The organism is Nostoc sp. NMS7, from assembly GCF_017115085.1.
In the GTDB taxonomy this organism is placed as follows: Bacteria; Cyanobacteriota; Cyanobacteriia; order Cyanobacteriales; family Nostocaceae; genus Nostoc.
In genome coordinates, this window is record NZ_JABXKJ010000133.1 from 1 (window position 1) to 21836 (window position 21836).

The window sequence follows — 21836 nt, forward strand, 5'->3', positions numbered from 1 at the left end:
TTGGGCGCTCGGTGCGCTTCGCGCACCATTGCTTGTGCCAGTTGCGTAAGTCCTGAGAGAGTTCGAGAGTTTTGAATAAACGACCATCTCGCTGCCAAAGTTTAACAGTTCCATCTTCGCTGGCTGTAGCAATCATGTCGAATTTCGGGTTAAAACTAACGCTACGGACTGCTTTATTATGGGCCTGAATTGGTAGTAGATTATGATCCATTTTCCAAAGTTTAACAGTGTTATCAGCACCACCGGAGGCAATAGTATTATCCTTACTGAAACTTACGCTATTAACCCGATCTTCATGCTTAATAGTTAGACGTAAAGTACCATCTAGGTTCCAAAGTTTAACCGTTTTATCCCAGCTAGCAGTAGCAATCGTATTACCATCTGGGCTGAAACTTACACCATACACTCTGTCGGTATGCCCAGTAAGAGTACGCGAAAAAAACCACTTGCCATTGACTAAACTCCAAATTTTAGCTGTTTTGTCCCAGCTGGCAGTAGCAATTTTCTGACCATTCGAGCTAAAGCTAATATCGTAAATCTTATCTTTGTGTCCCTTTAAATTTTGAATTTCCGTACCATCTAATTTTAAAAGCCTTATTATATTGTCATCACTTGCAGTAGCAATTATTTTACCATCTGGGCTGAAACTAACACTATTAACCGTACTATTTGTTTCAATCGTGTGCAGAATTTTAGGATTTTTTTGTTCAACATTCCAAAGTAAAACCTGCTTGTCACTAGCAGTAACGAGTGTTTTACAGTCAGGAGCGAAACTCGCTTTTAGGACACCGGACTTGTGTGGTAAATTTTTATCCAAAGTACCATCTCGTTTCCAGATTTTGACAGTTTTATCCTCACTGGCAGTAGCAAAGCTTCCATCTGTGTCACAGAAACTAACGTCGTATACTTTGCCTTCGTGTTGTAAGGTATTAAGCAAAGTACCATCCCGTTTCCAGATTTTGACAGTTTTATCCAAGCTAGCAGAGACGATATTGTTACCATCAGGGCTAAAATTAACGTCATAAACCCAGTTGGTATGACCTTCTAAGCGGTTAAGTTCTTTCAAACCCTCAACTGCTTGTTGCGATACTTTTATAACTTGTTGTTTTAAATCAGAGTCTTTCCATACTGCCTGCTTCAGTTTTCTTCCTGCTTTTAAAGCATATATCAAGGCATCAAAACTTTGGTTTGCTATCAGCAGGTTTTCTGAAGAAGATATCAAGGCATTAATCTCATTTTTTTGAGCTTGTTGTCTTTGGATTTCTGTTTGCCACCATCCAAATCCTAACGCTCCTGCTAAAATGCAAATCCCTCCTATAATACCAGCCAGAATAAGCCTTCTATTCTGCTCCTGCTTTTGTTGCTCCTTATATTGCTGCCTTAAACTGCTTTGTATGTATTCCTGTTCTAGAGTCAGATCATCTGGCCGCTTTTGCAACCATTCTTGAGCATCAACCAAAGCTTTACCCCGTAATAATACGTCATCATCTCGGTTGCTTTTTTCCCACTGCTGTCTTGCCGAGCGTAATTCTTGTAGCCAAATACGGAAGTCGCGATCCTTTTCGAGCCATTGGCGCAAGTATTCCCATTTTTGGATTAAAGCTTCATGGGCAACTTCTACTGTTTCTTCTCCAGACTTATCATTGCGTCCTGTGACTAACAAACGTGCTTCAGAACTGGCCAAATAAGTAACTAATTCCCAATTCTGTCTTCCAATATCTTTGTAAGTAGCCACACGCCTAGTATCTTCTGTGGTTTCACCCAATCGCACTAATGTCAAAAAAATCTGCTGTGCTTGCTGCTGTTGTGATGCACTTAATCGGAAATAAACTCGATCAGCGTGTTTAACTAGTGCTTGCTTGACACCACCAATTTCATCATAAGCTTTGTGAGTCAGTTCGTTATCTTTTTGTTTATTCCATAATTCTGTTAAAGCAAATTCTAATAATGGTAAATTACCGGGTTCATTCCCTATATCATCTAACATTCTGACGACTAAATGTGTTTGGAATTTTACATTTAATTTTTGAGCAGGTTGTTCAATAGCTGCTTGTAATTCTTCTCGCCGCATTAAGCCTAATGGTGTATGTTTAAATTGCTGTAAAGCCTCACATAGAGGCAGATAAGATAAAGCATAACCATAAAAATCAGCACGCAATGTAAAAATCAATATTATACTTTTTCGATTAATCGCTGTTAATAAGGTCTTAATAAAGCATTGTTGTTCTTCCTTATCTTGGCATTGAGTATAAAGTTCTTCAAACTGATCTACAATTAATAAAAAGCGTTTGTTAGGTTTATTTTCTAAAATTTGAGATGCAACTTGATGCAACTTAACTTCTTGTTTTTTTAGGCTTTCCGACAACTTGCCAACCTTAATGACTTTCTCAACACCATTAATATTCGGTTCTAATTGACGTACTAAAGCAAGAGCCAGTTCATCAAACGGTTGGCTTTTAGGACGAAATGATTCTATTACCCAAATTCCTTCTTCTCTTAATAGAGGAATTAAGCCAGCGAAGACAACAGAAGATTTTCCACTTCCACTAGCACCAATAATTGGAACTAATAGTTGTTGATGAACCATTTCAAACAGTTGATTAGTATATTCTTTTCTTCCGAAAAAGAAGGCAGCATCTTTCTCCTCAAAAGCGGATAGACCTTGGTAAGGATTGGGAGGAATATCATCCACTTCAAACTGAATATCAGCAGGATGAATTAATCTTGTCTTCAGTACTGGAGTATCTTCCTCTTTTAATCTAATTAGTTGTGAACAACCCAAGTCAAATGCAAACTCTACTGTCTCACCAGCACCAAGTGCATCATAAAATGCCACAGCAAAAGATATCGCTGCTTTATCTCCAATAGCTTGAGTCATGCCAATAACATGCTTAGTGTACTGACTAATAGCCTCAGCTTGTACCTCTGAGTAGCAGGCATTTAAAACAACACACTCAACTCCTTTAACCGCAAATAACTTAAACAGTTTAGAAAGTTCTTCTTTTTCAACAAGTGTTGCTTGCCCTGTTTCATCCTCTAGAACTATTCCATCAATTCCTGTACCATGCCCAGAGAAATGTACTATTTGAGGTCGGTGTTCTAAAATTGCTCTGTAAAAGTCCCGTGAGCGCACTGCCCATTTTTGTACTAATTTGAACTGTCCACCCTCGGAAGCACGCTGTAATCCTTCTTCGATTTCCCTCACTTCTGTATCTAGCCTTAGCCTTGAGGTATTTGCAGGATTTGCTGCCAGAATCAAAATTGTTTTGACACCTGTGGTGTTATTCATGGCAGTCTTTTAATTACATAAATATAAGTAAAATTTATACCTATTCTAATAGATATAAATATAATTAGCTTATGTCTTAAGGAGCATCCTGATTTGGCAAAAATATGATTTATAGCTAATTAACCGGATACCGTTGCATCATTTCCGCCAACGCCAACGCCTCACCATCCGACGTGTACACAGATTTTACCAGACATAGCAATCATAATCCTCTGCCGCCTCGCCCACTCGAAGGGAGCGTCACAGAAGACTTAGCCTGTTGTACCTCCGCCTTCCTCCCTTTCTTACAAGCAGCGACTTTCCATAGCTTCCGGTGACTTGATCCCAATCCTCGTTCGTATTGCCTCCTTCAGGCGATGTCTGCGACAGGCCGCTATGCGTCTACGTACCCGGTACATTCTCCCAACACCGCCTGGCTGTACGTTGAACCTCTGCGTTTAGCCGAAACTGCGGGGTATAGGGTATTTCTAGTAACTGTTGTAATACAAGCTAAATTAATAATTTCTGCACTTTATTGCGTAATTACGTGATCATACGCAATAATCGTAATGCAAAGTCATGCAGTAAGAGGGGTAGTTGCTTATAATGGTCAAGCCTCAAATTGTTGTTCGACTTCCACCGGATCTGCTAGAAAAACTTAATAAATATGCCCAACAAACAGGTACATCCAAAACTGATGTAGTGATTGGTGCTTTGGCTCAGTATTTGGAATGCGGTGAGGCATTGCCGCTAAATCAAAAGGTAGCAGAGCTTGAAGCTAGAGTAGCAACAGTAGAAGCGTTGGTAAAAGTCAGTTAAACCGAGAGTAGTTGAGAAATCCTATGTCAACAGAAATTCCCACCCCGAAAACAATCTGGATTATTACAGAAGAGACGGAAGCAGCAACGACTCATGAAACAGTGACAAGAGGTTCGAGAAGTGGTCGTGATATAGGCGGAAGGCTAGGCGCAGAAATTACAGAAACGACAGAATTAGTAATTACCAGACGAAAATCAGTAGAAGTAGGAAAGCTGAAGCAGGAGATGCAAGGATTTCTGCAAGCGATGAGAGAAATGCTTGACGAAGCAGATGAACCGGATTCAAAGATACAGCTTCAGGAAATTGAGCTATCAGTAGAAATTAATGGAGAAGGACAAATCAGCTTGTTTGGGATTGGTGGGGGAAAAGCTGGCGGAAAAGGAGCAATGACCTTCAAGTTCAAGCGTAAATAGCCAACAGTGATATGGGTAAAAATTGGGCAATTGTAGTCGGAATCAATAATTATGATAACCTCCAGCCGCTAAATTATGCCAAACGAGATGCAGAGGCGATGAAGGCTTGGTTTGAGGATGAAGCTCAATTTGACCAAGTTTTTCTGTTTACAGAAGATTCTCCGGCTATCGTTGCTAATCCACCAATACCAACTCAACCTACTCAAGCTCGTTTTAAGCGATTTTTGAATGCACAGTTTGAAGAACCATTATTCAAACCAGAAGATAATCTGTGGTTCTTCTTTGCAGGTCATGGTAAGCGCTTTATAGACCAAGATTACTTGATGTTTTTAGATAGTGACCCGACAGATTACACTACAACTATCTCTGTTGATTATGTAACCCAAAGGCTACGGCGGTGTGGAGCAGATAATGTAGTTTTGTTAATAGATGCTTGTCGAGATGAAGGCGATCGCTCTGGGTTAGGAGTAGGGATGCAGGAACATAAGGGAGTCATCACCTTTTACTCATGTGCGCCAAGCCAAAAGTCTTGGGAGATAGATGAATTACAACACGGATCGTTTACTTACAGCTTACTAGAAGGGCTGCGAATCCAAGGGGAGGCTAATTGTGCCACAGTAGAACGTTTAGAGCAGCATTTGCGTTACAGAGTTCCTCAACTAAATGCTGATTATAAAAAGTCTGTACAAAATCCGGCATTGAAGGCAGAGCCGCCTTACAAAATGTATTATATCTTGCTAGAACAAGTTGCCACAATCAAAGATGTAGAACCATTGAAATATCAAGCCTCTCTGGCTGAAAATAGAGGTAATTTCTCTTTGGCGGAGCAATTATGGACTAGAGTCTTAGTAGTATCTCGTGCAGATACGGAAGCCATTGAGGCTTTTAAAAGAATTGGTCAGTATCAAGAACAAGCTTCTATTAGTTCTAATTCTATCTTTGAGTCTTTGTTAATTACTCAACCTGTTATTTCATTGGAAGGAGAGATGTCAGGAATGCCAGAGCCTTTACTTGTTCAAGAATCTAAGGCTACACCTGCTGACAAAAATGAACCAACAGTTAATTCTTTATTAGCTCGTTCTCATATTGAAGCTCTTTCAAATTTTGATTTTGAGTTCGTGACAGTTAACGCTCAAGGACAAATAATTAATAGGCAAAAAGGACAGGCAAGATACTTAACGGAGAATTTAGGTAAAGGTGTCAAGTTAGATATGGTATTTATTTCAGGTGGACATTTTTTTATGGGATCACCTGATGCTACACAGCAATATGAGAACCAACAACCTTATCATAAAGTTATTATTCAGCCATTTTTTTTAGGTAAACACCAAGTTACTCAAGCTCAATGGAAAGCGGTAGTAGCACTTCCTGAAATTGATCTCAAGCTAAACGCAGAACCCTCTTTCTTTAAAGGTGATAATCGTCCTGTTGAAAGTATTAGCTGGTATGAAGCAAATGAGTTTTGTCAGCGTCTTTCTAAATATACAGAGCATAAGTACCGTTTACCAAGCGAGGCAGAGTGGGAATATGCATGTCGTGCTAAAACAGTTACTCCATTTCACTTTGGAGAAACATTAACTATGGAATTAGCAAATTATTTAGATAGTCAAGTTTATAAAATTTCTGAGAAAGGAAAATACATAGGTAAAACAACAACTGTAATGACTTTTTTGCCAAACTCGTTTGGATTATATGATATGCATGGCAACATCCGAGAATGGTGTTTTGATCAGTGGCATGATAACTACCACGGCGCACCCTCTAATGGATGTGCTTGGGTAATAAGTAGTAATCATTCATATAAAGTATTACGAGGCGGTTCTTGTGTTTCTAGGCTTGAAGATTGTCGTTCAAGTAATCGTTATAAAGATGTGCCGAGCAATAATAACTATGGTAATGGCTTTCGGATTGCTTCTTCTATTTAATAAAAAAATTTTTATTAACTTAATTTGACTAGCTGCTCTGGATTTTAACAGCAATAGGCCCACTAAAAGTAAAACCGATATTGAAACATATCCTAGAGCCACTTTTCAAAGAGATCCAAGTTCGACTCTCCATATTATTTCTATGGAAAAAAATATTATCGCCTCGTCCATCAACAATAACAAACCCATGCTCTGCCTCTAATCTATTAACTCTCCCAACAAACACTTTATTGATGCCATTATCTTTTACATAATCAAGCGCTTTAATACGTAATTCATATTGTATTGGAGCTTTATCTCGCAAATCACTAAAAATTCTTTTTGATTCGTTTTGTTTTTCTAAATCCTTACTTTCAAACAAATACCTAGCATACCAAAACTGTGCATAATAATTTTGATCCCCTTTTGAAAAAGCTTTCCTGAAGTAGTAGATAATACTTTCAATATTTGATGGTTCTATTAATCTCAAAATTTGAGCATATTCATAGTTCAATTCTTTATTTAAAATTTGGCTATTTAAAGCTTTATATAAGCAAGCTTTAGCTAAATCTAACTGATTATTATTTTTATAAAAATGAGATAAACGCATTGTAATATAAGGGTCTCTAGAATTAGTTTCAAATGACACTTTGAGTGCTTTTAAAGCTCTTGTATTATCATTAACCAAACCAGCGAAATCTGCTTCTGAATTATTTACAAAAGAATCTTCAGGGTATTTTTGTTTTGTGGTTTCAAGGATTTTTTCAATAGTACGAATTCCTTCTTCTATATTACGATGTATTGAATCTGGTTGTTCTAAGATATATTTAAAGTCATCAATAGCTAACTTTAGATAAGTTACTCTAGCATAACGATCTGATTGGGGTTTGTCGATCAATCCTTCTAATATTGAAAGAGCTTGATTACGAAACTTTTGTCGCTCTAATGGACGTTCTGCTTTACGCGCTCGGGTTGCTGCTAATTCTGCCTTAGTATGGACTATAGAGCTATCTCTTGGATCAAGCTCTTGAGCCACATTAAGAAATTCTTCAGCTAGTTGATAATTACCATTAGGATTAATCCTTTCATAATTAGCCATTTGTTGGTATAGATACGCATCATCTCCAATATATTCTTTTGCAATATTAAAAATAGCTTTGACATCCTCGGACGATACAAATATTTTCTCTAGTGCTCTTGCATTAATTAACTTCCGAAAAGAATCTTTATCGGTGTCATAAGAAATATTAATAAATCTCAAAACCCGAATATATTCATTGTAACGATCAGCATCTTGTGTCAGAACTTCTTCAAAAATAATTTGAGCAATTTGTGGATGTCTAGATGTATAATAAAAATCACTTTTATGAGGATTTCCTTTGACCTGAACAATATGTTCAAGAGGTGCAAATAACTTTTCCTGAAAATCATTGAATCCAATATCATGTACCCTCGCTATAAGACCTGCTCGAACTTGTGTACTAAGGCGATTAAGAAGACAAACAGTGAGGTAAACATCTTGCGCCTGCTTAGGATAAATATTTTTATACTCATCTATAATTATCTCTTCAAATGGACGCCCCATAGTGGCTTCATGCAATGCTACTAGCAACTGTCTACCTGCTTTCTCTTCAAATTCTTTAACCCTTTCTTCAACAGTTTTTTTCTGGAGATGAGGGCCAAGTGCATCATATTTATATAATAAATGAACAAGATCTACGATTTCAGTTTTGCTAAGATATAATAATTGATAAGCATTAGTTACATAGTCAGCAAGACTGTCACATGACATATTCCACTCATTTAGTCGTTCTGCTGTAACTATAGTAAGCGGAACATCAAAGCGACGTGATTCTTGAAGTAGTTTTAATATCAGAGTAATATTATCTGCTGCTGCATCTATAAAGATAAAAATTCGCTCATTTGTAAGCCGATAAAGTTCTCTTATGGCTTCAAAATTTATAGTACTTAAAGTCCGCATGAATAAACAAATTACATCAGCTTGAGTAGCCGCTTCCCATGCTACTCTTCTGAGAAATATTGTTTTTCCAGCTCCTGCTTCAGCTTTAATTAAATAAAGTTCAGAAACTGTAGGCCTATCAACATTAGGTTTCAATATTACATCGCCAAGCACAGTATCTGTAAGACGCCGCCTAACATCAAGGTTTTTAATAGTGGGATACCATTCTAAGTCAAACCCCTTATAAAAATCTTTTGCTTTGCCCTCTTTTGTTTCTATCGCATCATGTACATATTCTACATCATGAATCAACAAATCTTTTACTGAGCCTATTACTGGCTCATTTTTAATAAACTTCCTTTGTATTGGATGCTCAATCTGAAAAGCTTGAGCAAGAGGTCTCATTTGTTTTAAAATGGCTTGGTCAAGGGACTTTAGTAAATCCTCTAAACCTCCTTCTAAAATTGAAATTCGTTTTGATTCCCAGAACGATTTTTCAATATGCGTAACTTCTGACTGTACTAGATAATAAGATGGTCTGTTATTAACTTCTTTTAATACTTGAAGGAGGATTGAGCGTAATTCTGGATCTTGAGAACCATGTCCTATAAAAATTACTGTACTCTCATAGCACCATTCGTAGAACGTCTTAAATAAGCGGTCTCTACCTTCTCTGTGGGTAGTATATTGATCAGTCGTTAAAATAAGAGGTAGCTTAGGATCTTGTGTTATTGTAATACAACCATGAATCTTTAGCAAGACAAGACTATTTGCTGATTGAATTTTTTTATCAATTCGGTCATTATTTGAAATAATCGGAACTAAGTCTTGAACTCGATTCTTACTTTTTTCATAAGTATTTTCAACCAATCTATCAAAGTTTGCTGTAACAATACCCTTCCATCTAAACGTTGGTAAAATAAGATGAAAATCTGCTGGTTTAATTTCTCGAAATTGGTCAGCTATAAAATCTTGAACTGTTCCTAAATCAGTTTCTGAAATAGCTAGTTCAGTAATCCATTGCAAGGATTCTTGACTATATTGTCCGCCTAAAAATTTTTGAGATAATGCATTTCGTAAACTCTCTTTAGATAGTATGTGTTTTCTATTTGGCATTTGGTAATCAAGAGATACTCCTGCTCCCAAAAAAAGCACTACTTGACCAGATCGTACTAAAGATACAACTATTTCGGGAAGTTCCATATAAGATAATTCTACTAATAGTTTTTTTAAATTTTAGCAATTTTAAAGTTAGTAGATGGTTTAAATGCCTAAATACATACTTAAAAAAGGTAAAAATAGCTCCCATATAGGGATATTTGTTAAATAATCACTTCACTTCCAAGTTTTTCAGTTTCTTTTTTAGTTTGGTTAACAAGGTCGATCGTCCCACAAAGATATGTTACATTTTGTATACCTTCATTAACTAGGCTTTGAGCAATTAGCAAACCTACTAAAGTTTTACCTGCTCCTGTGTTTAGAGCTATTAATATATCTGATTCCTTACGCTTCTTGTGCCATTCTTCTAAGGCTTCAGTCTGACCTCGCCATAAATCATTTGGAGTACTTGGCAAGTTAGGAAGCCTCTCAAAGATTTCTACTGGATTTAGCGGTTTAATGTTACCACTAGGTCGCTTGAGTTTAGAGAAATTCATAATCTGGCAAGTTATACGTAAATACTTATACAATGATAACTGCTTGATAGTAATAAAGCTAATATTTGCAATAATTTATACCTTTAATCACGATATTTTACGTATAAACCGCAACATTTCCCGATCAATCAACTCTCTACTCACAATTGCAACCCTCTACTACAGTAATTTCACCATTTTTATTTGACCAGTAAGTATGATACAGACCTTAGCTGAGTGGTATGAACAAAATTATTTTAGTATTGATGGTTCACTGAAAAAATTCTATGCATTAGACAAACTTGAGCGGCAAAGTTTGAGATTGCTTTATCTTTTATCTGTGCGATCGCTACTCCTCCCAATTAACCAACACCCCATCCACGATCGCAACCCCCCACTGCGGAAACTTCACCAGCACCTTTTTAATCACAATCCGCAAAGCCGGGTCATCATTCCAACACTCCTGCAAGAAGTCAAAACCCGGATTCTCGCCCGAATTCGCCGCTTGATTCAGTTTTTCCCTTCTTACAGGTCGCATATTTGACCTTGCAACAATTGCCTCATGCGACCACTTTTCAGCGCCGGTGACGGACGCAGCGGAACCTTCACCCTCATCAACTGCTTTGATCTCTACACCCGAAACTGAATTTTCAGCCAACAACGTAGCAGAATAACCCTGTTCTACCTGCCCCTGAGTTTGATTAGCGATCGCTTCCGTTGAAGAAAATTCATTTTGAGCGACGGGCGCGGCGGAACAAGCCTCTTCATGACAGTCTTTCGGCTCAACACCACAAGAGAGGTTTTCAGCCAACAACGAAGCGGGATTACTTTGTGCAGCGTCCACAAGCGCAAGTGTCGTGCAGTTCGTTACCGCAGGTAACTCTTCCTCCTTCTCTGACACGCTTTGAACAGTCTGAGGCGACGCGCCCCTCAAGGGCGCATGAGCCGTCTTTTCCTCACACGAATTTCCTGTAAGCGTGTCAGAGATACATCTCACAAACTCTTTTGAAGAGTTTGTGAGATGTTCCTGAGCAGTTCGTGAGGGTTTTTGAAACCCTTGCTCTGAATAACTTTCACCTAAAATAGATGCTTTATACAAAGCACGCATTTCTTCAGGGGCAGCATCTTTCTCTGAAATCTCAGCATTTAGTTCTCGTTTTTCAGCACAGGGTTCTTGTTTTTCAGAATTAGCTTTCTCCCAAAATTCTTTCATTCGGCTACCATGCAAATTCTTGATTAGCCAAGCAACAGTCTCCCGGCCATCCTGAACCGACTTATCGGGTTTGAAGATGAAGAGGCCACTGTCAGAGAGAATTTTCTTTGCAGAGATAAAAGTACTGTAACCCATCCCAGTAGAAAGAGGCATCCACCGAGAACCATAAGGATCAGCCGTCCAACACTCCTGCCACAATTGCGTAACTGAAGGCTTTTGTTGCGATGCCCACAACATATCTTCTATGGGAATAATCACATGAAGCCGCTTATACGGTGATTGTGCTTTAGCAGCAGCCTTTTTGAGCTTGGGACGAGTAATAGTTGCAGTCATTTTACTATCTCCTGTTTGTTTGATGCACGGAATTTTCCCCACAGCGTTGTTTACCGCCGTAGGCATCGTGCGGTTCGTTGTCAAGTATTCAGATTTCGATGTCTAAAAAATCACTCTTTACACTGAAAGCCTATTTGGGTTCCCAAAATCGCAACTCATTCAAGAAATACCTACTTGTTTTTTTACCTTCATCCTTCCAATGATCCCAAGCAACCAGCACTTCGCCCTCGCCCAAATCCTCCACGACTTCACCCCTGGCGTTATATAGGGTGTAGTAGGGGTCAGCGTAGGCAACGATAGAACCGACTTGAATCACTTTTTGTTAAGAAGCAATTTCTAGAGATTTGATTAATTCTGTTTCTTCACTGGTTAATTCCGCCCAATAATCCGACTTAATCACCTCATACTCTTGGGCAACAGTACAAAACTCCTGCCAAGTACACCCCGCTTTAGCAAGCACTGCTCTAATGTCACTCACCGCCTGGGGCAACATTTCCAGTTGCTCGGCACGGTAAGCGATCGCAGTTGGTGTCGGTTCACTACCTAAAATTAGCGCTGCTGCCTCCAATGCTTGGGTGTTGTTCATGGCACTGGCGAGATTCTTCAACGCCATGCCCATCAGCCGTAAGCATTCTTGGGCGTTCTCCTTGGGTGGTTCCTGAGCCAGCGATCGCAGATCAATGGTTTTTTCCAGTGCAAGTTTTACCTGCTTGTTCAAAGCTTTGGTCGCTTGCTGGGTCATGGTATTTCCCCATTGTTGCAAAGGATGTTGCTCTACAGCGTTTTCCAAATCTTGAATACGCTGCTTAAGCTGTTGGTTCTCAGTCTCCAACTGCCGTAATGATTCCATCTCATCCAATCGCTGCTGCAATTGAACGTTTTGCTCCCTTTGTTGCTTGTATAGATTTTGCAGAGATTGGATTTGCTCTTGCACTTGGGCTTCGGCTGTGGCCGACACTTCTGCTTGCAAACCAATTCTCAATTCCTGGGAAAGTCGCTCTAACTCCTGTTTATGACGTTCTTCGATAGCAGCGATCGCTTCTGTGTACTCTTTTGGGTAAGTCCGTTCACTCGATTCGGACACAATTGCGGCATTTAAATCAGTCAAATCACTATTGTTTACCAGCAACCTCTCACCATCGCTGAAGGTGACAATCTGCTGATAGTTATTCGGTGCGTCTGCTTCAATCACTCCCGAATCCCCATATCTGGGATGTGAAAGGGAAGAAACAGTGACAGAATTACACAATTGCGTTTTGACTTTTTCTTGTTTTGTGCTACTGGTTCTAGTGGGTGAAGTATTTTTGGGAACGACCTTCTGTACTGCTTTAGCAAAATCGGCGGCTGTGGGGAAGGGTTTTTCTTTGGCTGCGATCGCAACAGCTTCGCTTAACTTGTCAGGTGTTTTTACCAGCCGGAGTAGGGATCGTGTCTGGGATGGTTTAGTAATCTTTTCCCTGAGTTCTTCTGGCAGAGTGTCAACTACTTTCTTCGCAGACAGCAAATCTCTGACCCGGCGATATCCTCCGTGTTTGGTCAACTCACTTTCGCAATAAGCTTCAAAGCTCTTGTGTCCAGCATCTTCGTAATAGCCTTTATCTCGCATCAGTCGCAGTTCATCAGATGCTTGCCACTCAAATCGGTCTATAGCGGCGAAGGTTTCCTGGATACTGATGTTGAGACTGGGGTAATCGAAGGTCGTTGCTTGTTCTTTATCTAGTGTCAGCATATCTCTTGCCCACTATGGTAAATGCTTGAAATTTGGGTGTTGCAGTTTAACCAAAGTGAACCGGGGAGATACTGAAGGGTGTTTGCCCAAAAATGTGTCAGCATTATAATAAGCTCACTTTGTGATCAACGGATTGAGCAGGCGATCGCATTGCTTTGGTCGGCGGGCGGTCGCTTTTAGTTTTTACGCTGCAAATAATAGATCAACTTCTGCACTTTCGCCCAGAATTTTCCTTCTATTCGCTAAAGTCTCTGTTTCTGCTTGAGAATTGAGAGTCACACTTTTTTCTATCCTTAATCTTTTGGGTGGCTCACCTTCCTCAAGCAAGTCTCCAGGCTTACAATTAAGGGCTTCACAGAATCTTGCTGCTGCATCTAATGTGAGTGATTTAACCTTATTTTGTTCAATTTTTTGGATGAACTGAGGACTATAACCAGTCTTTCTAGCTAGGTCATTCTGAGAAAGACCCGCAGCCTCTCTCAATTTTTTTAATGCGATAAACACAATCATCCTCTCCAAATAATACTCCGATTATAGTGGTACTACTATTGGATGTAAACATATAGGACTTACATCTATTGGTATTAGAGTTGCTTATGTGCAACCAATAGTAGTATTACAAATCTCTATCTAAAAGTAACTACTACCCCATTGACTACTACCAATAGGTGTACTAATATTGTGTACATGAGGGTAAGAAAAAACGAACCGTCTACACCCAAACATAATTAAGGGTTCGCAAGCAAAATTACCAAACATTTACTCATTCGACTAACAATAAAACCAAGTGCCACCGGGAATAGCAGCCGTCAGCCAAACTTGTAATGCTCAAGCCAGCGAAGATGATCTCGATGACCTACCAAGTCTTAAAAAACTGGTTATTTATTGCCCAATTGTCTAGAAATCAAAGATTTTACAGCAAAGCTGAATTTAGTAGAGTGTCCTCTTCCGAACACAGCACTTCCTTACACATCCCCTGATGCTGCTGTCTTGATAATGCTCTTAGCAACTAGCTGTAGATGGCTACGCCAAATCTTTTTGAGAGCGTTGTGCTAAACCACAACGTTGTTTGCACACATAACAAAAGCGATCGCTCGGTCTGGACAACTTCTGCGATCGCTTTTTATCCAACTGAATGGAGATCAATATTATGACCTACATAACACATACACAGCAAGCAATCATCGATTTTTCTGTTGATGAGCAAGTCCTTGCCCAAGCAGAAGTGTACAGCCACCTCGAATCCCAAGCCGAAGCTGTAGCCCCCACCCAAGATCCTCTCACCAGCAGAGATCGTCGCATCATTGGCGAGATTATCGAAGTCCAACCCGAATCCGCTCGTACCATCTGGATAGAAGGCGGAATCACAGTATGGGTGCAGTTTGTGGAAGGCGGACGGCTACCCTTTGATCGCAACTGGTTCGCTACAAGAGTTGCAGAAGTAAAAGCAACACTACCAGAAACACCACGGGAACGAAACGAACGCCTGAGCAATGAACTGGAAAAAGCTTGCGCTGTTTTTGGTCTGTACCACGGGGAAATTGACTGGTTATCATTTAGCACCAAACTCTACCGAGACGGGCATAATGTCTGCTTCATCGGGTGCAATCAACAAGGCTGGTATGCAAGACCGAGACAGTACGGACTCAATCGCGTGGCTCCTAGTGCTGAACAAGTGATTGCGTCGTTGGGAGTTCGAGCAGCAGTAGCGGCTTAGTTGCTGAAGTGAGAAAGGCGATCGCAGTTGTCTTGGACTGCGATCGCCTCGACAACGAAATTTAGACAATCCAAATCATGGCACAGAATATGATTACCACATTTTGTCTTCAACGAACGGAGTTGGAAGAATCTCTTGACAAGATACTGTTACCTCCTACAGACCCCAATGCAGAGGTGCAAGAGATTCCTGGGTTTAAGCTGGTTTACGTAGATGGAGCTTGCCCCAGAAATTATCGTGTGTACAAGGCTGATTCCATGATCGGGGTGATATTTCAGCATATTACCCACTGGTCAAATGCTGTAGATCAGATTCGATACGCCGAGCCGGTTGATGCAGCAGTTAGGCTTGATGAATTTATGAAGGTGGCAAGAGTATCAACAACGGCTACAGAGAAACCGCCCACGGAAGAAGAGTTGCTAGATAAAGAATTCGATGCACTGACGAGTGACGAGTGGGAACGTTTAAAAAGATACGTTCCAGAAACTAGAAATTTAGTTGCAGTGTAAGAAAACGGGTGGGCAGGACAGACCCACCTGTGTGGCAAGGAGCAAACTTAAATTTTATCCAAATAGAACAACACAACTCATCGGATAAATCAATGGAACCGATAGAAATACTGAAGCAGTTCAACTCGTGCTATCTGAAGATTCAGGCGATTGCCCAAAACGAAAACTGGCTTTTGTTGATTGCTGATAAAAAGATTGACCCAGAAGCCGCAACTCACTTGGGCGATGTTCTGCATTACTTGGGTGAGGCAATGGGTTGTGTCGAAGAAATCGTTGAGATCAAGTTTAATCAGGATGCAGAATCATGAAACTCTATGCAACCAGTATTCCTCAAGCAATACCCAAGTTGGGCAACTGTTATATCGAATAATCCAGGACTGATTGAGGTTGAAATAAATGATAAAGACCCTGGCTTTCATTCAATCATAGAGGAACTATCTACCAAAATTGAACCAGGAATCGTTGGTGTAAAAGCTAGCGATTTATGTTTAATGTTCAGCATTGGGATGATTGATACTAACCAAGAAAATTAACAACCGATATATACCAAACACGACATCTTATGAAATTCACAACTGTCTCTGTTAGCTACTCTAGGAAATTTAATCTTGGCGACTACGAATCACTGGAACTAGGCTGCTCTCTATGGGCGCAAGTCGAGGATGGGGAAGACGCGGATGGAATAACCCAATTCCTCTATCAACAAGCTAAAACTTCAGTAAAACAAGCGGCAATGCCTGTGTTAAAAGCCTCAGAGTTTCAGATAAGTAAAGCTAAGTCTAGCAAAAAAGTGTCCGGTGATGTCAATGAAAGTGATTGGTAAAAGAGGATCTGGATAATGCAAGAATTAATCAAAGCTTTAATCAAGGCAAAGGCAGAGTTTAATCCGATTCAAAAAGACGGGACTAATCCTCACTACAAGCGCAAATATGCAACACTAGATGCTGTATTAGATGCTGTCACCCCCGGACTCAGTAAACATGGATTAGTAATAATTCAAACCACCGAAATCTTTGAAGGTAAAACCGTGCTGCGGACTCATATTTTTCATGAATCTGGAGAAAATATCACCAGCACTTATCCTCTACCCGAAATTAGTGATTCTCAGAAGTTTGGTGCAGCATTAACTTATGCACGACGATATGCAGTTTGTGCAATTTTATCGGTGACGGCAGATGAAGATAATGACGCTGAAGGCGCAACTACTCCTCAAAAGCCTGAACAGCCACAGAATAACATTAGACCCCGTAAAGACAATCAACAGCCTAGAGTTCAGCCACCAAAACAAGCTGTAACTCCGCCATCAATCAACCCGAAAGATTTACGAATCAAAGAAGTTCGCACACTTTTAAATTATCCATTGGATTTAATCAAAGAATGGTTGCATTCTCGAAATGTTACAAGTCCAAGTGAGCTTGATTCTGTTCAAATTGATGAACTGGTGAAGACTATGTGTTTGGCTTGGGCTGGTAATAAATTCGGACATCCAAATCATGCTGCTAACTCTTATCAGAAACACGTAATCGATGCTGTATTACGAGGTGTTTCTGAGATGGAAGCAATTCAAGCATGGATGGAGGGAGCGCTTGCACAATTACCTGAATTGAATTGAGAAGAGAAATCATACTTCAAACTAAGGGTAGAGAAAAAAATGAATCTTTGGTCAAGAATGGATTTAATTGCATTAACAAATGAACGCTTTCTAGGAGAGTATTACGATTTTATTTTTGATTACGATGGCGGATGGATGATTAAGTTTTTGTATCTGATTAAAGTGAATGTTGCTCTCTGGTTTGGATGGGAGTCACAGCCGGAATATGATGGTTGGCATTGGGGACTGGGGTACTTTGGAGAGGAATACCGAGATGACTGGAATGCCCCAATAGGATCTTGTGATTGGCAAGAAATTTGTACTCCCGTCAGTTTTCTAAGATGGCAATATGGTATCGGTGAAAACTCGAATTACTAATCAATAATCGGCTATTCAGCCAAGGATTAAAAATGGCTAATCTTCACCAATTAATTCAGTTGTCAAAGTCATTAAAGCACTGACAGAAAAAGACCCAAGATTAGGGCAAACAGGTACAGTAATTCAGTATTCAGCACACGGCATGGTTTGCGTTCATTCCCCAGATATGCCGCCTAGTCAAGAAATTTTTTTCAATGCACATCATTTACAAATCATAGAGTAATAGTCAAGATTATGCCCAGAAAATCCACTTACCCCGCCACTACCGACCAGTCACACCAATGCTTACAATACCTCCGACGCTGTGGAGGTAGCGCACGATTGTGCAGTATCAAATTTAGCCTGGGAGTGATTCAAACACTGGTCAATAAAAAAAAAGTGAAGATTAATAATACTGGTGCAGGATTTTTTGTTGAATTGGAGGATGAAAAGTGAAAACCCAGAAAGTAACCCATGAATCATCTTTGCCTTCAAACACTCGTAATAAATTAGTTCTACGCCGGACTCGAAAAAGATTTAACCCCAGGATTTTTATCGACCGCATCATAGAAACAACTGCAATTATCTCTCTGCTGATTACTGGGTTTTCAGGAGTTGGAGCAATGGGGTGTTGGGGAATGGAGATTATCGAGACTAATAATCCCAACATAATTATCTCTGGTTGGCAGCAGCAGAAAAATATTTGCTTGGGTGCAATGCTGGTAAGTTTTTCTGCCTTCTTAGGGAGTTCTTTAGTCGGAGCAAGCCTCAGTATTCAACAAGATAAATTTTCGGGAGATAAATAACGATGGAAATTAAGTTGACCACATCAGAGATTCGGACTATCTTACAGGGTTGTCAATATACATTGCGGCTTGTGGGGAGTAGTCGAGATTATCGTAAAATTCAATCGTCCGAGCATTTTTCTACCTCAAACGATGTTGTGCTAAATGATGCGTTCAATATTTTGGGAGATGTAGTCAACGCAATCGAGCAGGTAGAGCAATTTTCTCAACAAGGAGAATCCGGTCATGGAACAGGAAATTAAAAATGCAATTGGTTTGGGCAATCCTGAACTCGTAATAGAGTCGAAACCAAAACCTGAACCAGAGCCAAAGCCAAAGCCAACAGTAACGATTTACGACTTCAGCGCTTTGTTATCCAAATACGAACCGCCGAAAAAACAACGATGAACAAAAAACAGTTGATCCTCAATTGTGCCATTGCAGTTTTCGCCTTTTCCACTACTTTAAGTGGCTCTCTCCTGGTTTTTGGGCAAAAGAAACCGAACTATTTCAACATCACAATACCTGCTCTTTCACAGCGAGGCTGGCTTTTGGTTTGGGTATGCTTGGCACTGGATTAACCATGCTTTTGGCTAGTCGGATTGAGGCAGTCGAAACCAGGGATTTACTCAAACCTAGACCTGTTCCCACTCCCTGCTCTTGTTGCAGGTACTATCACGGGTCGAGTTATGGCGGTGTAACACTCAATTGCGCTATTCATCCTGAGGGCTGCGAGGGTAGTCAATGCCCGGATTGGGAAACTCATCAACTATTTAAATAAGGAGCAAAAAAATGACATTAACTCTAGATAATCACTCAAAAACCAGAGAATCGTCCTTAACTCAAGCATTGCGACAAATACAGGAATTAAACTCTAAGATTGCTCAGTTAGAGCAGCAGCATCAAGATTATGTGCGCGAGCAACAGAATTTGATTAGTGCGTAGGCGTAGCCCGTCGTAGACATCGCTGAGATTTGTGTTTCTCCGATCCAGGAAGTACAGGCGCTGCGGATTCTGATTTATCGGGGAGAAGCAGCTTGTCGGCGGTACTTGCGTTCGGTGTTGGTTAGACAACGGAAGACTTTATAGAGATCAGGCACTCACTGATTCCGGTTTTGTACGTGATATTTCCAAAACTCGCTGTAACCAATATGAAATTTCAACAGATGCAGATTGCTTTTGTTCAGCATCAGTCCAAATATTGTCCCAATGGAATAGCCAACGAGTCAGAAGACGAACTAAATCAACTAACTCTGCTGCTCTATCAATATCATCTGCCTTTACCATGTCTGGCACAGTCCACTCAATAAAGTATCTGCTTTCATCAACCAAAACCAGTATTAAATCCTCTGATGAGCTTTGAGTCCACAAAGATTGAATCTGTGACAAGTGTGTAGCTAAACGACGTAAACGTGTAGTCACATCATCTTGCATAAAAATTTGTTGCTTTGGTGTCACTTCGATCATAAATTCCCCAAGAACTCAATAATTATTTGGGCTGCCCTTTCTCTAATATTAGGGTCTAAAAGTTCCATTGAGCGATTTTGCCGGGGACGAAGATTAACCATTGATTCAAAAATCATCCTTCCAGTTATTGGCATAAAACTGGCAGCCCAAATATCTTGTTGTCTACTGCCGTCATCTAGCAATTTTTCTTCACAATCAGCGTGTAGACCACCACCACCAACCAGCACCCGACGCTCGATATCTACGGCAGTTTTTATGTAGAACTTGTGCTGTTGCAGCATTTGTTCAAGTTGTTCAGGGGTAGCGCTCTCGCGTAACAGCAAAATCATATAACTGAAAATCTCTGTAATATCATCAAAGCTAACTAGAAGGGCGCTCTGTTTCTTGCAACCAACCCAAAATACTCAACGCTAACTCCCAGGATTCGCGCCGCTCCCAATTAGGTAAGTGATTCAGTACGCGTGCAAGCAATATGGCTGGGTTTTCCAATTCCCCGCCACGAGCCGCAACGCCATCCTTGACCAGTTGCCCCAAAGTGGCAGCTTGATTCCCTTTATAGTCAGGCTGTCTCTTAATTTCATCAACAATCCAGTCTGGTACTGTGATTGTTTTAAACCCTGGCTTCGGCATACACAACAGAGAAATAATATAAAGATAGTACGGCAGTTTACGTTATGTTTGCAAATCTTTGTGCGGTATGGTACGTTAAAATAATTCGCAATGGGCTAACGCCCCGCTCCGCTAACGCAATTACGTTTTGTGACCGGGATTTAGATTTAGGCGTTCAATTCGCACTGCTTGATAGAAGCTCTTGACTTAAATCCCCACCACTTTTTAAAAATGGACTACTCACACAATAGCTTCACAAATAGTAGGAGCAATCATGAAAAATATTGGTATTAAGCCAATACATCCTAAAGAATTTAAAAGAGTTCATAATTTCTCGACTTACCAAATGAGTCGTTTGTCAGGTTACTCAGTCGAGGCACTAAAAAACTGGTTAGCTGATGAAAGTAGCTCCCGATTTGTCGAACCAAAGCCCTATATACTTAACCATTTTGGAGCGATTCATAGTTACTTATCAAGAAGTTAGTGTTTCCCAAACACTAAGCAATTAGAAAAACCCTCCCCACCAGTAGGTGGTTTTTTTATTATTAGTATTATCAGTACCGGAATTCAATCGGAATTCAATCGGAACTCAACCGGAACTCAATCGGAACTCAGTCGGAACTCTAGGAGCCGAAACCATTGCTAATTCAAGGAAGCTGTGTAGTTGAACAATTGTTAACACGAGAGGAGGCAGCCAGACAATTGGAGCCATCAGTTGGAATTAGACAGTTCCAAAAGTATTTAGACTTAGCTTCTTTGTACTTGCCAGAATTTGAAGATTTTCGGGACGAAGATAATGGAGGGCTAAACGGACGAGCAAAGTTGACAAACTGGCACTTACCTGTGCTTCAAAGAATTAGAAGTTACGTTTTAGCCAAAGGTTCTTTGAAGAAGGTGGCAATTGAATTAAAAAATCACCCCGAAAAGTTTTTAGGAGCCTAAATAATGATTGTTAAAGAATTTGCACAAGCTCTCAACAAAGTACCAGGAAAGATAGTTGATGAACTACGCCGTCAACATCCAGAGCAAAAATGGACGGTCGATTCACAAGTTCCAGACGAGATTTTAGCTAAATTTCGAGACATTACTAATAGTGAGAGATTACAACCTCAACAATCACCTGTAGCAGATATACCCGAAGCCGCAATCACCAAAGCTGATGAGGCAATTCAACAAGCCTCATACAAGTTGACTGCGGCTGATAAAGAAACTATTTCTGCTGCTATAGCTGTTCAAAATGAGCAATCTAAGATTTTGGGTGCATCAACTGGTGTCACAGGAGCTTTGTTGTTCATGGAATCCTTGATTGGAGCCAAGGGGACGGTGTTGGATGCCTTTGCTGAACAATCCATGTTGGAAGTTGATAACCAGATTACCGAGATAGATCAGAGTTTGATTAATTTGGCAGAAGAAGCCTCAACAAGGCTGGGGAAGTCGATTCAAAAAAAAGAACAACTCAAAGCGCGACTCAATTTGTTGCGGGAGAGAGTTTCTTCAATGGGGACACAGATCCGATTTTAGAAGCTTA

At 40.1% G+C, this 21836-nt stretch carries 28 protein-coding genes; 17 read left to right on the top strand and 11 right to left on the bottom strand.

The annotated features are described in order from the left end of the window. Positions 1-3289 (bottom strand): CHAT domain-containing protein (locus tag HWQ38_RS13580; RefSeq protein WP_292794267.1); only part of this gene is annotated, 3289 nt, incomplete at its 3' end. Between the two features lie 585 nt (positions 3290-3874). Here HWQ38_RS13580 and HWQ38_RS13585 point away from each other — a divergent pair. Genes HWQ38_RS13585 through HWQ38_RS13595 form a run of 3 tightly spaced genes read left to right on the top strand, consistent with a single transcriptional unit; the run spans position 3875 to position 6425 of the window. Further along, complete coding sequence (locus tag HWQ38_RS13585; protein WP_292794269.1) at positions 3875-4087, top strand: ribbon-helix-helix protein, CopG family; 213 nt, start codon at positions 3875-3877, stop codon at positions 4085-4087. A gap of 23 nt (positions 4088-4110) precedes the next feature. Further along, positions 4111-4500 carry a hypothetical protein gene (locus HWQ38_RS13590; RefSeq protein ID WP_292794271.1) on the top strand — a complete coding sequence of 130 codons (390 nt, stop codon included), beginning with the start codon at positions 4111-4113 and terminating at the stop codon, positions 4498-4500. A gap of 11 nt (positions 4501-4511) precedes the next feature. Then, a complete protein-coding gene (locus tag HWQ38_RS13595) occupies positions 4512-6425 on the top strand; it encodes an SUMF1/EgtB/PvdO family nonheme iron enzyme (RefSeq protein WP_292794273.1) in 1914 nt (637 codons plus the stop codon). Positions 6426-6453: 28 nt separating this feature from the next. On the opposite strand, the gene HWQ38_RS13600 is transcribed toward HWQ38_RS13595, so the two are convergent. The 7 genes from HWQ38_RS13600 to HWQ38_RS13625 form a co-directional block, all read right to left on the bottom strand. Next, the gene (locus HWQ38_RS13600; protein ID WP_292794276.1) at positions 6454-9567 is read right to left on the bottom strand and encodes an SIR2 family protein; all 3114 of its coding nucleotides are present in this window, start codon (positions 9565-9567) and stop codon (positions 6454-6456) included. Between the two features lie 119 nt (positions 9568-9686). Then, positions 9687-10019: a DEAD/DEAH box helicase family protein gene (locus HWQ38_RS13605; RefSeq protein WP_292794278.1), complete on the bottom strand. Its 333-nt coding sequence runs from the start codon at positions 10017-10019 to the stop codon at positions 9687-9689. 328 nt (positions 10020-10347) lie between these two features. Continuing rightward, the gene (locus HWQ38_RS13610) at positions 10348-11544 is read right to left on the bottom strand and encodes a hypothetical protein (protein WP_292794280.1); all 1197 of its coding nucleotides are present in this window, start codon (positions 11542-11544) and stop codon (positions 10348-10350) included. Between the two features lie 130 nt (positions 11545-11674). Next, a complete protein-coding gene (locus HWQ38_RS40445) occupies positions 11675-11860 on the bottom strand; it encodes a hypothetical protein (protein WP_366933285.1) in 186 nt (61 codons plus the stop codon). 6 nt (positions 11861-11866) lie between these two features. Further along, positions 11867-13273: a hypothetical protein gene (locus HWQ38_RS13615; protein ID WP_366933286.1), complete on the bottom strand. Its 1407-nt coding sequence runs from the start codon at positions 13271-13273 to the stop codon at positions 11867-11869. A 183-nt stretch (positions 13274-13456) separates the two neighbouring features. Further along, entirely contained in the window at positions 13457-13783 is a 327-nt protein-coding gene (locus HWQ38_RS13620; protein ID WP_292794283.1) for a helix-turn-helix transcriptional regulator, read from the bottom strand. 513 nt (positions 13784-14296) lie between these two features. Further along, on the bottom strand, positions 14297-14419 hold the full coding sequence (locus HWQ38_RS13625) for a hypothetical protein (RefSeq protein ID WP_292794286.1): 123 nt from the start codon (positions 14417-14419) through the stop codon (positions 14297-14299). Positions 14420-14423: 4 nt separating this feature from the next. On the opposite strand from HWQ38_RS13625, the gene HWQ38_RS13630 reads away from it, so the two are divergent. The 12 genes from HWQ38_RS13630 to HWQ38_RS13685 all read left to right on the top strand — a co-directional run bounded on the left by HWQ38_RS13630 (position 14424) and on the right by HWQ38_RS13685 (position 19177). After that, complete coding sequence (locus HWQ38_RS13630; protein WP_292794289.1) at positions 14424-14990, top strand: hypothetical protein; 567 nt, start codon at positions 14424-14426, stop codon at positions 14988-14990. A gap of 89 nt (positions 14991-15079) precedes the next feature. Then, the gene (locus HWQ38_RS13635; RefSeq protein ID WP_292794292.1) at positions 15080-15499 is read left to right on the top strand and encodes a hypothetical protein; all 420 of its coding nucleotides are present in this window, start codon (positions 15080-15082) and stop codon (positions 15497-15499) included. Positions 15500-15507: 8 nt separating this feature from the next. Then, complete coding sequence (locus HWQ38_RS13640; protein WP_292794294.1) at positions 15508-15807, top strand: hypothetical protein; 300 nt, start codon at positions 15508-15510, stop codon at positions 15805-15807. 6 nt (positions 15808-15813) lie between these two features. Then, entirely contained in the window at positions 15814-16032 is a 219-nt protein-coding gene (locus tag HWQ38_RS13645; RefSeq protein WP_292794296.1) for a hypothetical protein, read from the top strand. Positions 16033-16061: 29 nt separating this feature from the next. After that, positions 16062-16322 (top strand): hypothetical protein, encoded by a 261-nt coding sequence (locus HWQ38_RS13650; protein WP_292794298.1) that lies wholly within the window; start codon positions 16062-16064, stop codon positions 16320-16322. A 15-nt stretch (positions 16323-16337) separates the two neighbouring features. Continuing rightward, positions 16338-17111 carry an ERF family protein gene (locus HWQ38_RS13655; RefSeq protein ID WP_292794300.1) on the top strand — a complete coding sequence of 258 codons (774 nt, stop codon included), beginning with the start codon at positions 16338-16340 and terminating at the stop codon, positions 17109-17111. A gap of 39 nt (positions 17112-17150) precedes the next feature. Further along, positions 17151-17468, top strand: coding sequence for a hypothetical protein (locus HWQ38_RS13660; protein WP_292794302.1), 318 nt, complete (start codon positions 17151-17153; stop codon positions 17466-17468). A 234-nt stretch (positions 17469-17702) separates the two neighbouring features. Continuing rightward, positions 17703-17903 (top strand): hypothetical protein, encoded by a 201-nt coding sequence (locus tag HWQ38_RS13665; RefSeq protein ID WP_292794304.1) that lies wholly within the window; start codon positions 17703-17705, stop codon positions 17901-17903. Continuing rightward, positions 17900-18253 (top strand): hypothetical protein, encoded by a 354-nt coding sequence (locus HWQ38_RS13670; RefSeq protein ID WP_292794307.1) that lies wholly within the window; start codon positions 17900-17902, stop codon positions 18251-18253. Before HWQ38_RS13665 ends, HWQ38_RS13670 begins: the two co-directional genes overlap by 4 nt. 2 nt (positions 18254-18255) lie before the next feature. Continuing rightward, positions 18256-18495: a hypothetical protein gene (locus HWQ38_RS13675; RefSeq protein ID WP_292794310.1), complete on the top strand. Its 240-nt coding sequence runs from the start codon at positions 18256-18258 to the stop codon at positions 18493-18495. Next, positions 18479-18640, top strand: a complete 162-nt coding sequence (locus tag HWQ38_RS13680; RefSeq protein ID WP_292794312.1) for a hypothetical protein — start codon at positions 18479-18481, stop codon at positions 18638-18640. The genes HWQ38_RS13675 and HWQ38_RS13680 overlap by 17 nt, the downstream gene beginning before the upstream one ends. A gap of 384 nt (positions 18641-19024) precedes the next feature. Next, entirely contained in the window at positions 19025-19177 is a 153-nt protein-coding gene (locus HWQ38_RS13685; protein WP_292794314.1) for a hypothetical protein, read from the top strand. Between the two features lie 147 nt (positions 19178-19324). On the opposite strand, the gene HWQ38_RS13690 is transcribed toward HWQ38_RS13685, so the two are convergent. The 3 genes from HWQ38_RS13690 to HWQ38_RS13700 are packed head-to-tail and all read right to left on the bottom strand — an operon-like array spanning position 19325 to position 20329. Then, on the bottom strand, positions 19325-19699 hold the full coding sequence (locus HWQ38_RS13690; protein ID WP_292794316.1) for a hypothetical protein: 375 nt from the start codon (positions 19697-19699) through the stop codon (positions 19325-19327). After that, complete coding sequence (locus HWQ38_RS13695) at positions 19696-20028, bottom strand: DUF5674 family protein (RefSeq protein WP_292794318.1); 333 nt, start codon at positions 20026-20028, stop codon at positions 19696-19698. The genes HWQ38_RS13690 and HWQ38_RS13695 overlap by 4 nt, the downstream gene beginning before the upstream one ends. A gap of 31 nt (positions 20029-20059) precedes the next feature. Further along, positions 20060-20329, bottom strand: a complete 270-nt coding sequence (locus tag HWQ38_RS13700; RefSeq protein WP_292794320.1) for a hypothetical protein — start codon at positions 20327-20329, stop codon at positions 20060-20062. Between the two features lie 618 nt (positions 20330-20947). On the opposite strand from HWQ38_RS13700, the gene HWQ38_RS13705 reads away from it, so the two are divergent. Both HWQ38_RS13705 and HWQ38_RS13710 read left to right on the top strand, forming a co-directional pair. Next, the gene (locus HWQ38_RS13705; protein ID WP_109013019.1) at positions 20948-21250 is read left to right on the top strand and encodes a hypothetical protein; all 303 of its coding nucleotides are present in this window, start codon (positions 20948-20950) and stop codon (positions 21248-21250) included. Between the two features lie 3 nt (positions 21251-21253). Beyond that, a complete protein-coding gene (locus tag HWQ38_RS13710; protein ID WP_292794324.1) occupies positions 21254-21829 on the top strand; it encodes a hypothetical protein in 576 nt (191 codons plus the stop codon). Positions 21830-21836 lie beyond the last annotated feature (7 nt).

Bases quoted from the DNA above. Each gene is read 5' to 3' on its own strand.
- HWQ38_RS13585 (WP_292794269.1), top strand. From the start codon at position 3,875: ATGGTCAAGCCTCAAATTGTTGTTCGACTTCCACCGGATCTGCTAGAA.
- HWQ38_RS13590 (WP_292794271.1), top strand. From the start codon at position 4,111: ATGTCAACAGAAATTCCCACCCCGAAAACAATCTGGATTATTACAGAA.
- HWQ38_RS13595 (WP_292794273.1), top strand. From the start codon at position 4,512: ATGGGTAAAAATTGGGCAATTGTAGTCGGAATCAATAATTATGATAAC.
- HWQ38_RS13600 (WP_292794276.1), bottom strand. From the start codon at position 9,567: ATGGAACTTCCCGAAATAGTTGTATCTTTAGTACGATCTGGTCAAGTA.
- HWQ38_RS13605 (WP_292794278.1), bottom strand. From the start codon at position 10,019: ATGAATTTCTCTAAACTCAAGCGACCTAGTGGTAACATTAAACCGCTA.
- HWQ38_RS13610 (WP_292794280.1), bottom strand. From the start codon at position 11,544: ATGACTGCAACTATTACTCGTCCCAAGCTCAAAAAGGCTGCTGCTAAA.
- HWQ38_RS13615 (WP_366933286.1), bottom strand. From the start codon at position 13,273: ATGCTGACACTAGATAAAGAACAAGCAACGACCTTCGATTACCCCAGT.
- HWQ38_RS13620 (WP_292794283.1), bottom strand. From the start codon at position 13,783: ATGATTGTGTTTATCGCATTAAAAAAATTGAGAGAGGCTGCGGGTCTT.
- HWQ38_RS13630 (WP_292794289.1), top strand. From the start codon at position 14,424: ATGACCTACATAACACATACACAGCAAGCAATCATCGATTTTTCTGTT.
- HWQ38_RS13635 (WP_292794292.1), top strand. From the start codon at position 15,080: ATGATTACCACATTTTGTCTTCAACGAACGGAGTTGGAAGAATCTCTT.
- HWQ38_RS13645 (WP_292794296.1), top strand. From the start codon at position 15,814: ATGCAACCAGTATTCCTCAAGCAATACCCAAGTTGGGCAACTGTTATA.
- HWQ38_RS13650 (WP_292794298.1), top strand. From the start codon at position 16,062: ATGAAATTCACAACTGTCTCTGTTAGCTACTCTAGGAAATTTAATCTT.
- HWQ38_RS13655 (WP_292794300.1), top strand. From the start codon at position 16,338: ATGCAAGAATTAATCAAAGCTTTAATCAAGGCAAAGGCAGAGTTTAAT.
- HWQ38_RS13660 (WP_292794302.1), top strand. From the start codon at position 17,151: ATGAATCTTTGGTCAAGAATGGATTTAATTGCATTAACAAATGAACGC.
- HWQ38_RS13665 (WP_292794304.1), top strand. From the start codon at position 17,703: ATGCCCAGAAAATCCACTTACCCCGCCACTACCGACCAGTCACACCAA.
- HWQ38_RS13675 (WP_292794310.1), top strand. From the start codon at position 18,256: ATGGAAATTAAGTTGACCACATCAGAGATTCGGACTATCTTACAGGGT.
- HWQ38_RS13680 (WP_292794312.1), top strand. From the start codon at position 18,479: ATGGAACAGGAAATTAAAAATGCAATTGGTTTGGGCAATCCTGAACTC.
- HWQ38_RS13685 (WP_292794314.1), top strand. From the start codon at position 19,025: ATGACATTAACTCTAGATAATCACTCAAAAACCAGAGAATCGTCCTTA.
- HWQ38_RS13690 (WP_292794316.1), bottom strand. From the start codon at position 19,699: ATGATCGAAGTGACACCAAAGCAACAAATTTTTATGCAAGATGATGTG.
- HWQ38_RS13695 (WP_292794318.1), bottom strand. From the start codon at position 20,028: ATGATTTTGCTGTTACGCGAGAGCGCTACCCCTGAACAACTTGAACAA.
- HWQ38_RS13700 (WP_292794320.1), bottom strand. From the start codon at position 20,329: ATGCCGAAGCCAGGGTTTAAAACAATCACAGTACCAGACTGGATTGTT.
- HWQ38_RS13710 (WP_292794324.1), top strand. From the start codon at position 21,254: ATGATTGTTAAAGAATTTGCACAAGCTCTCAACAAAGTACCAGGAAAG.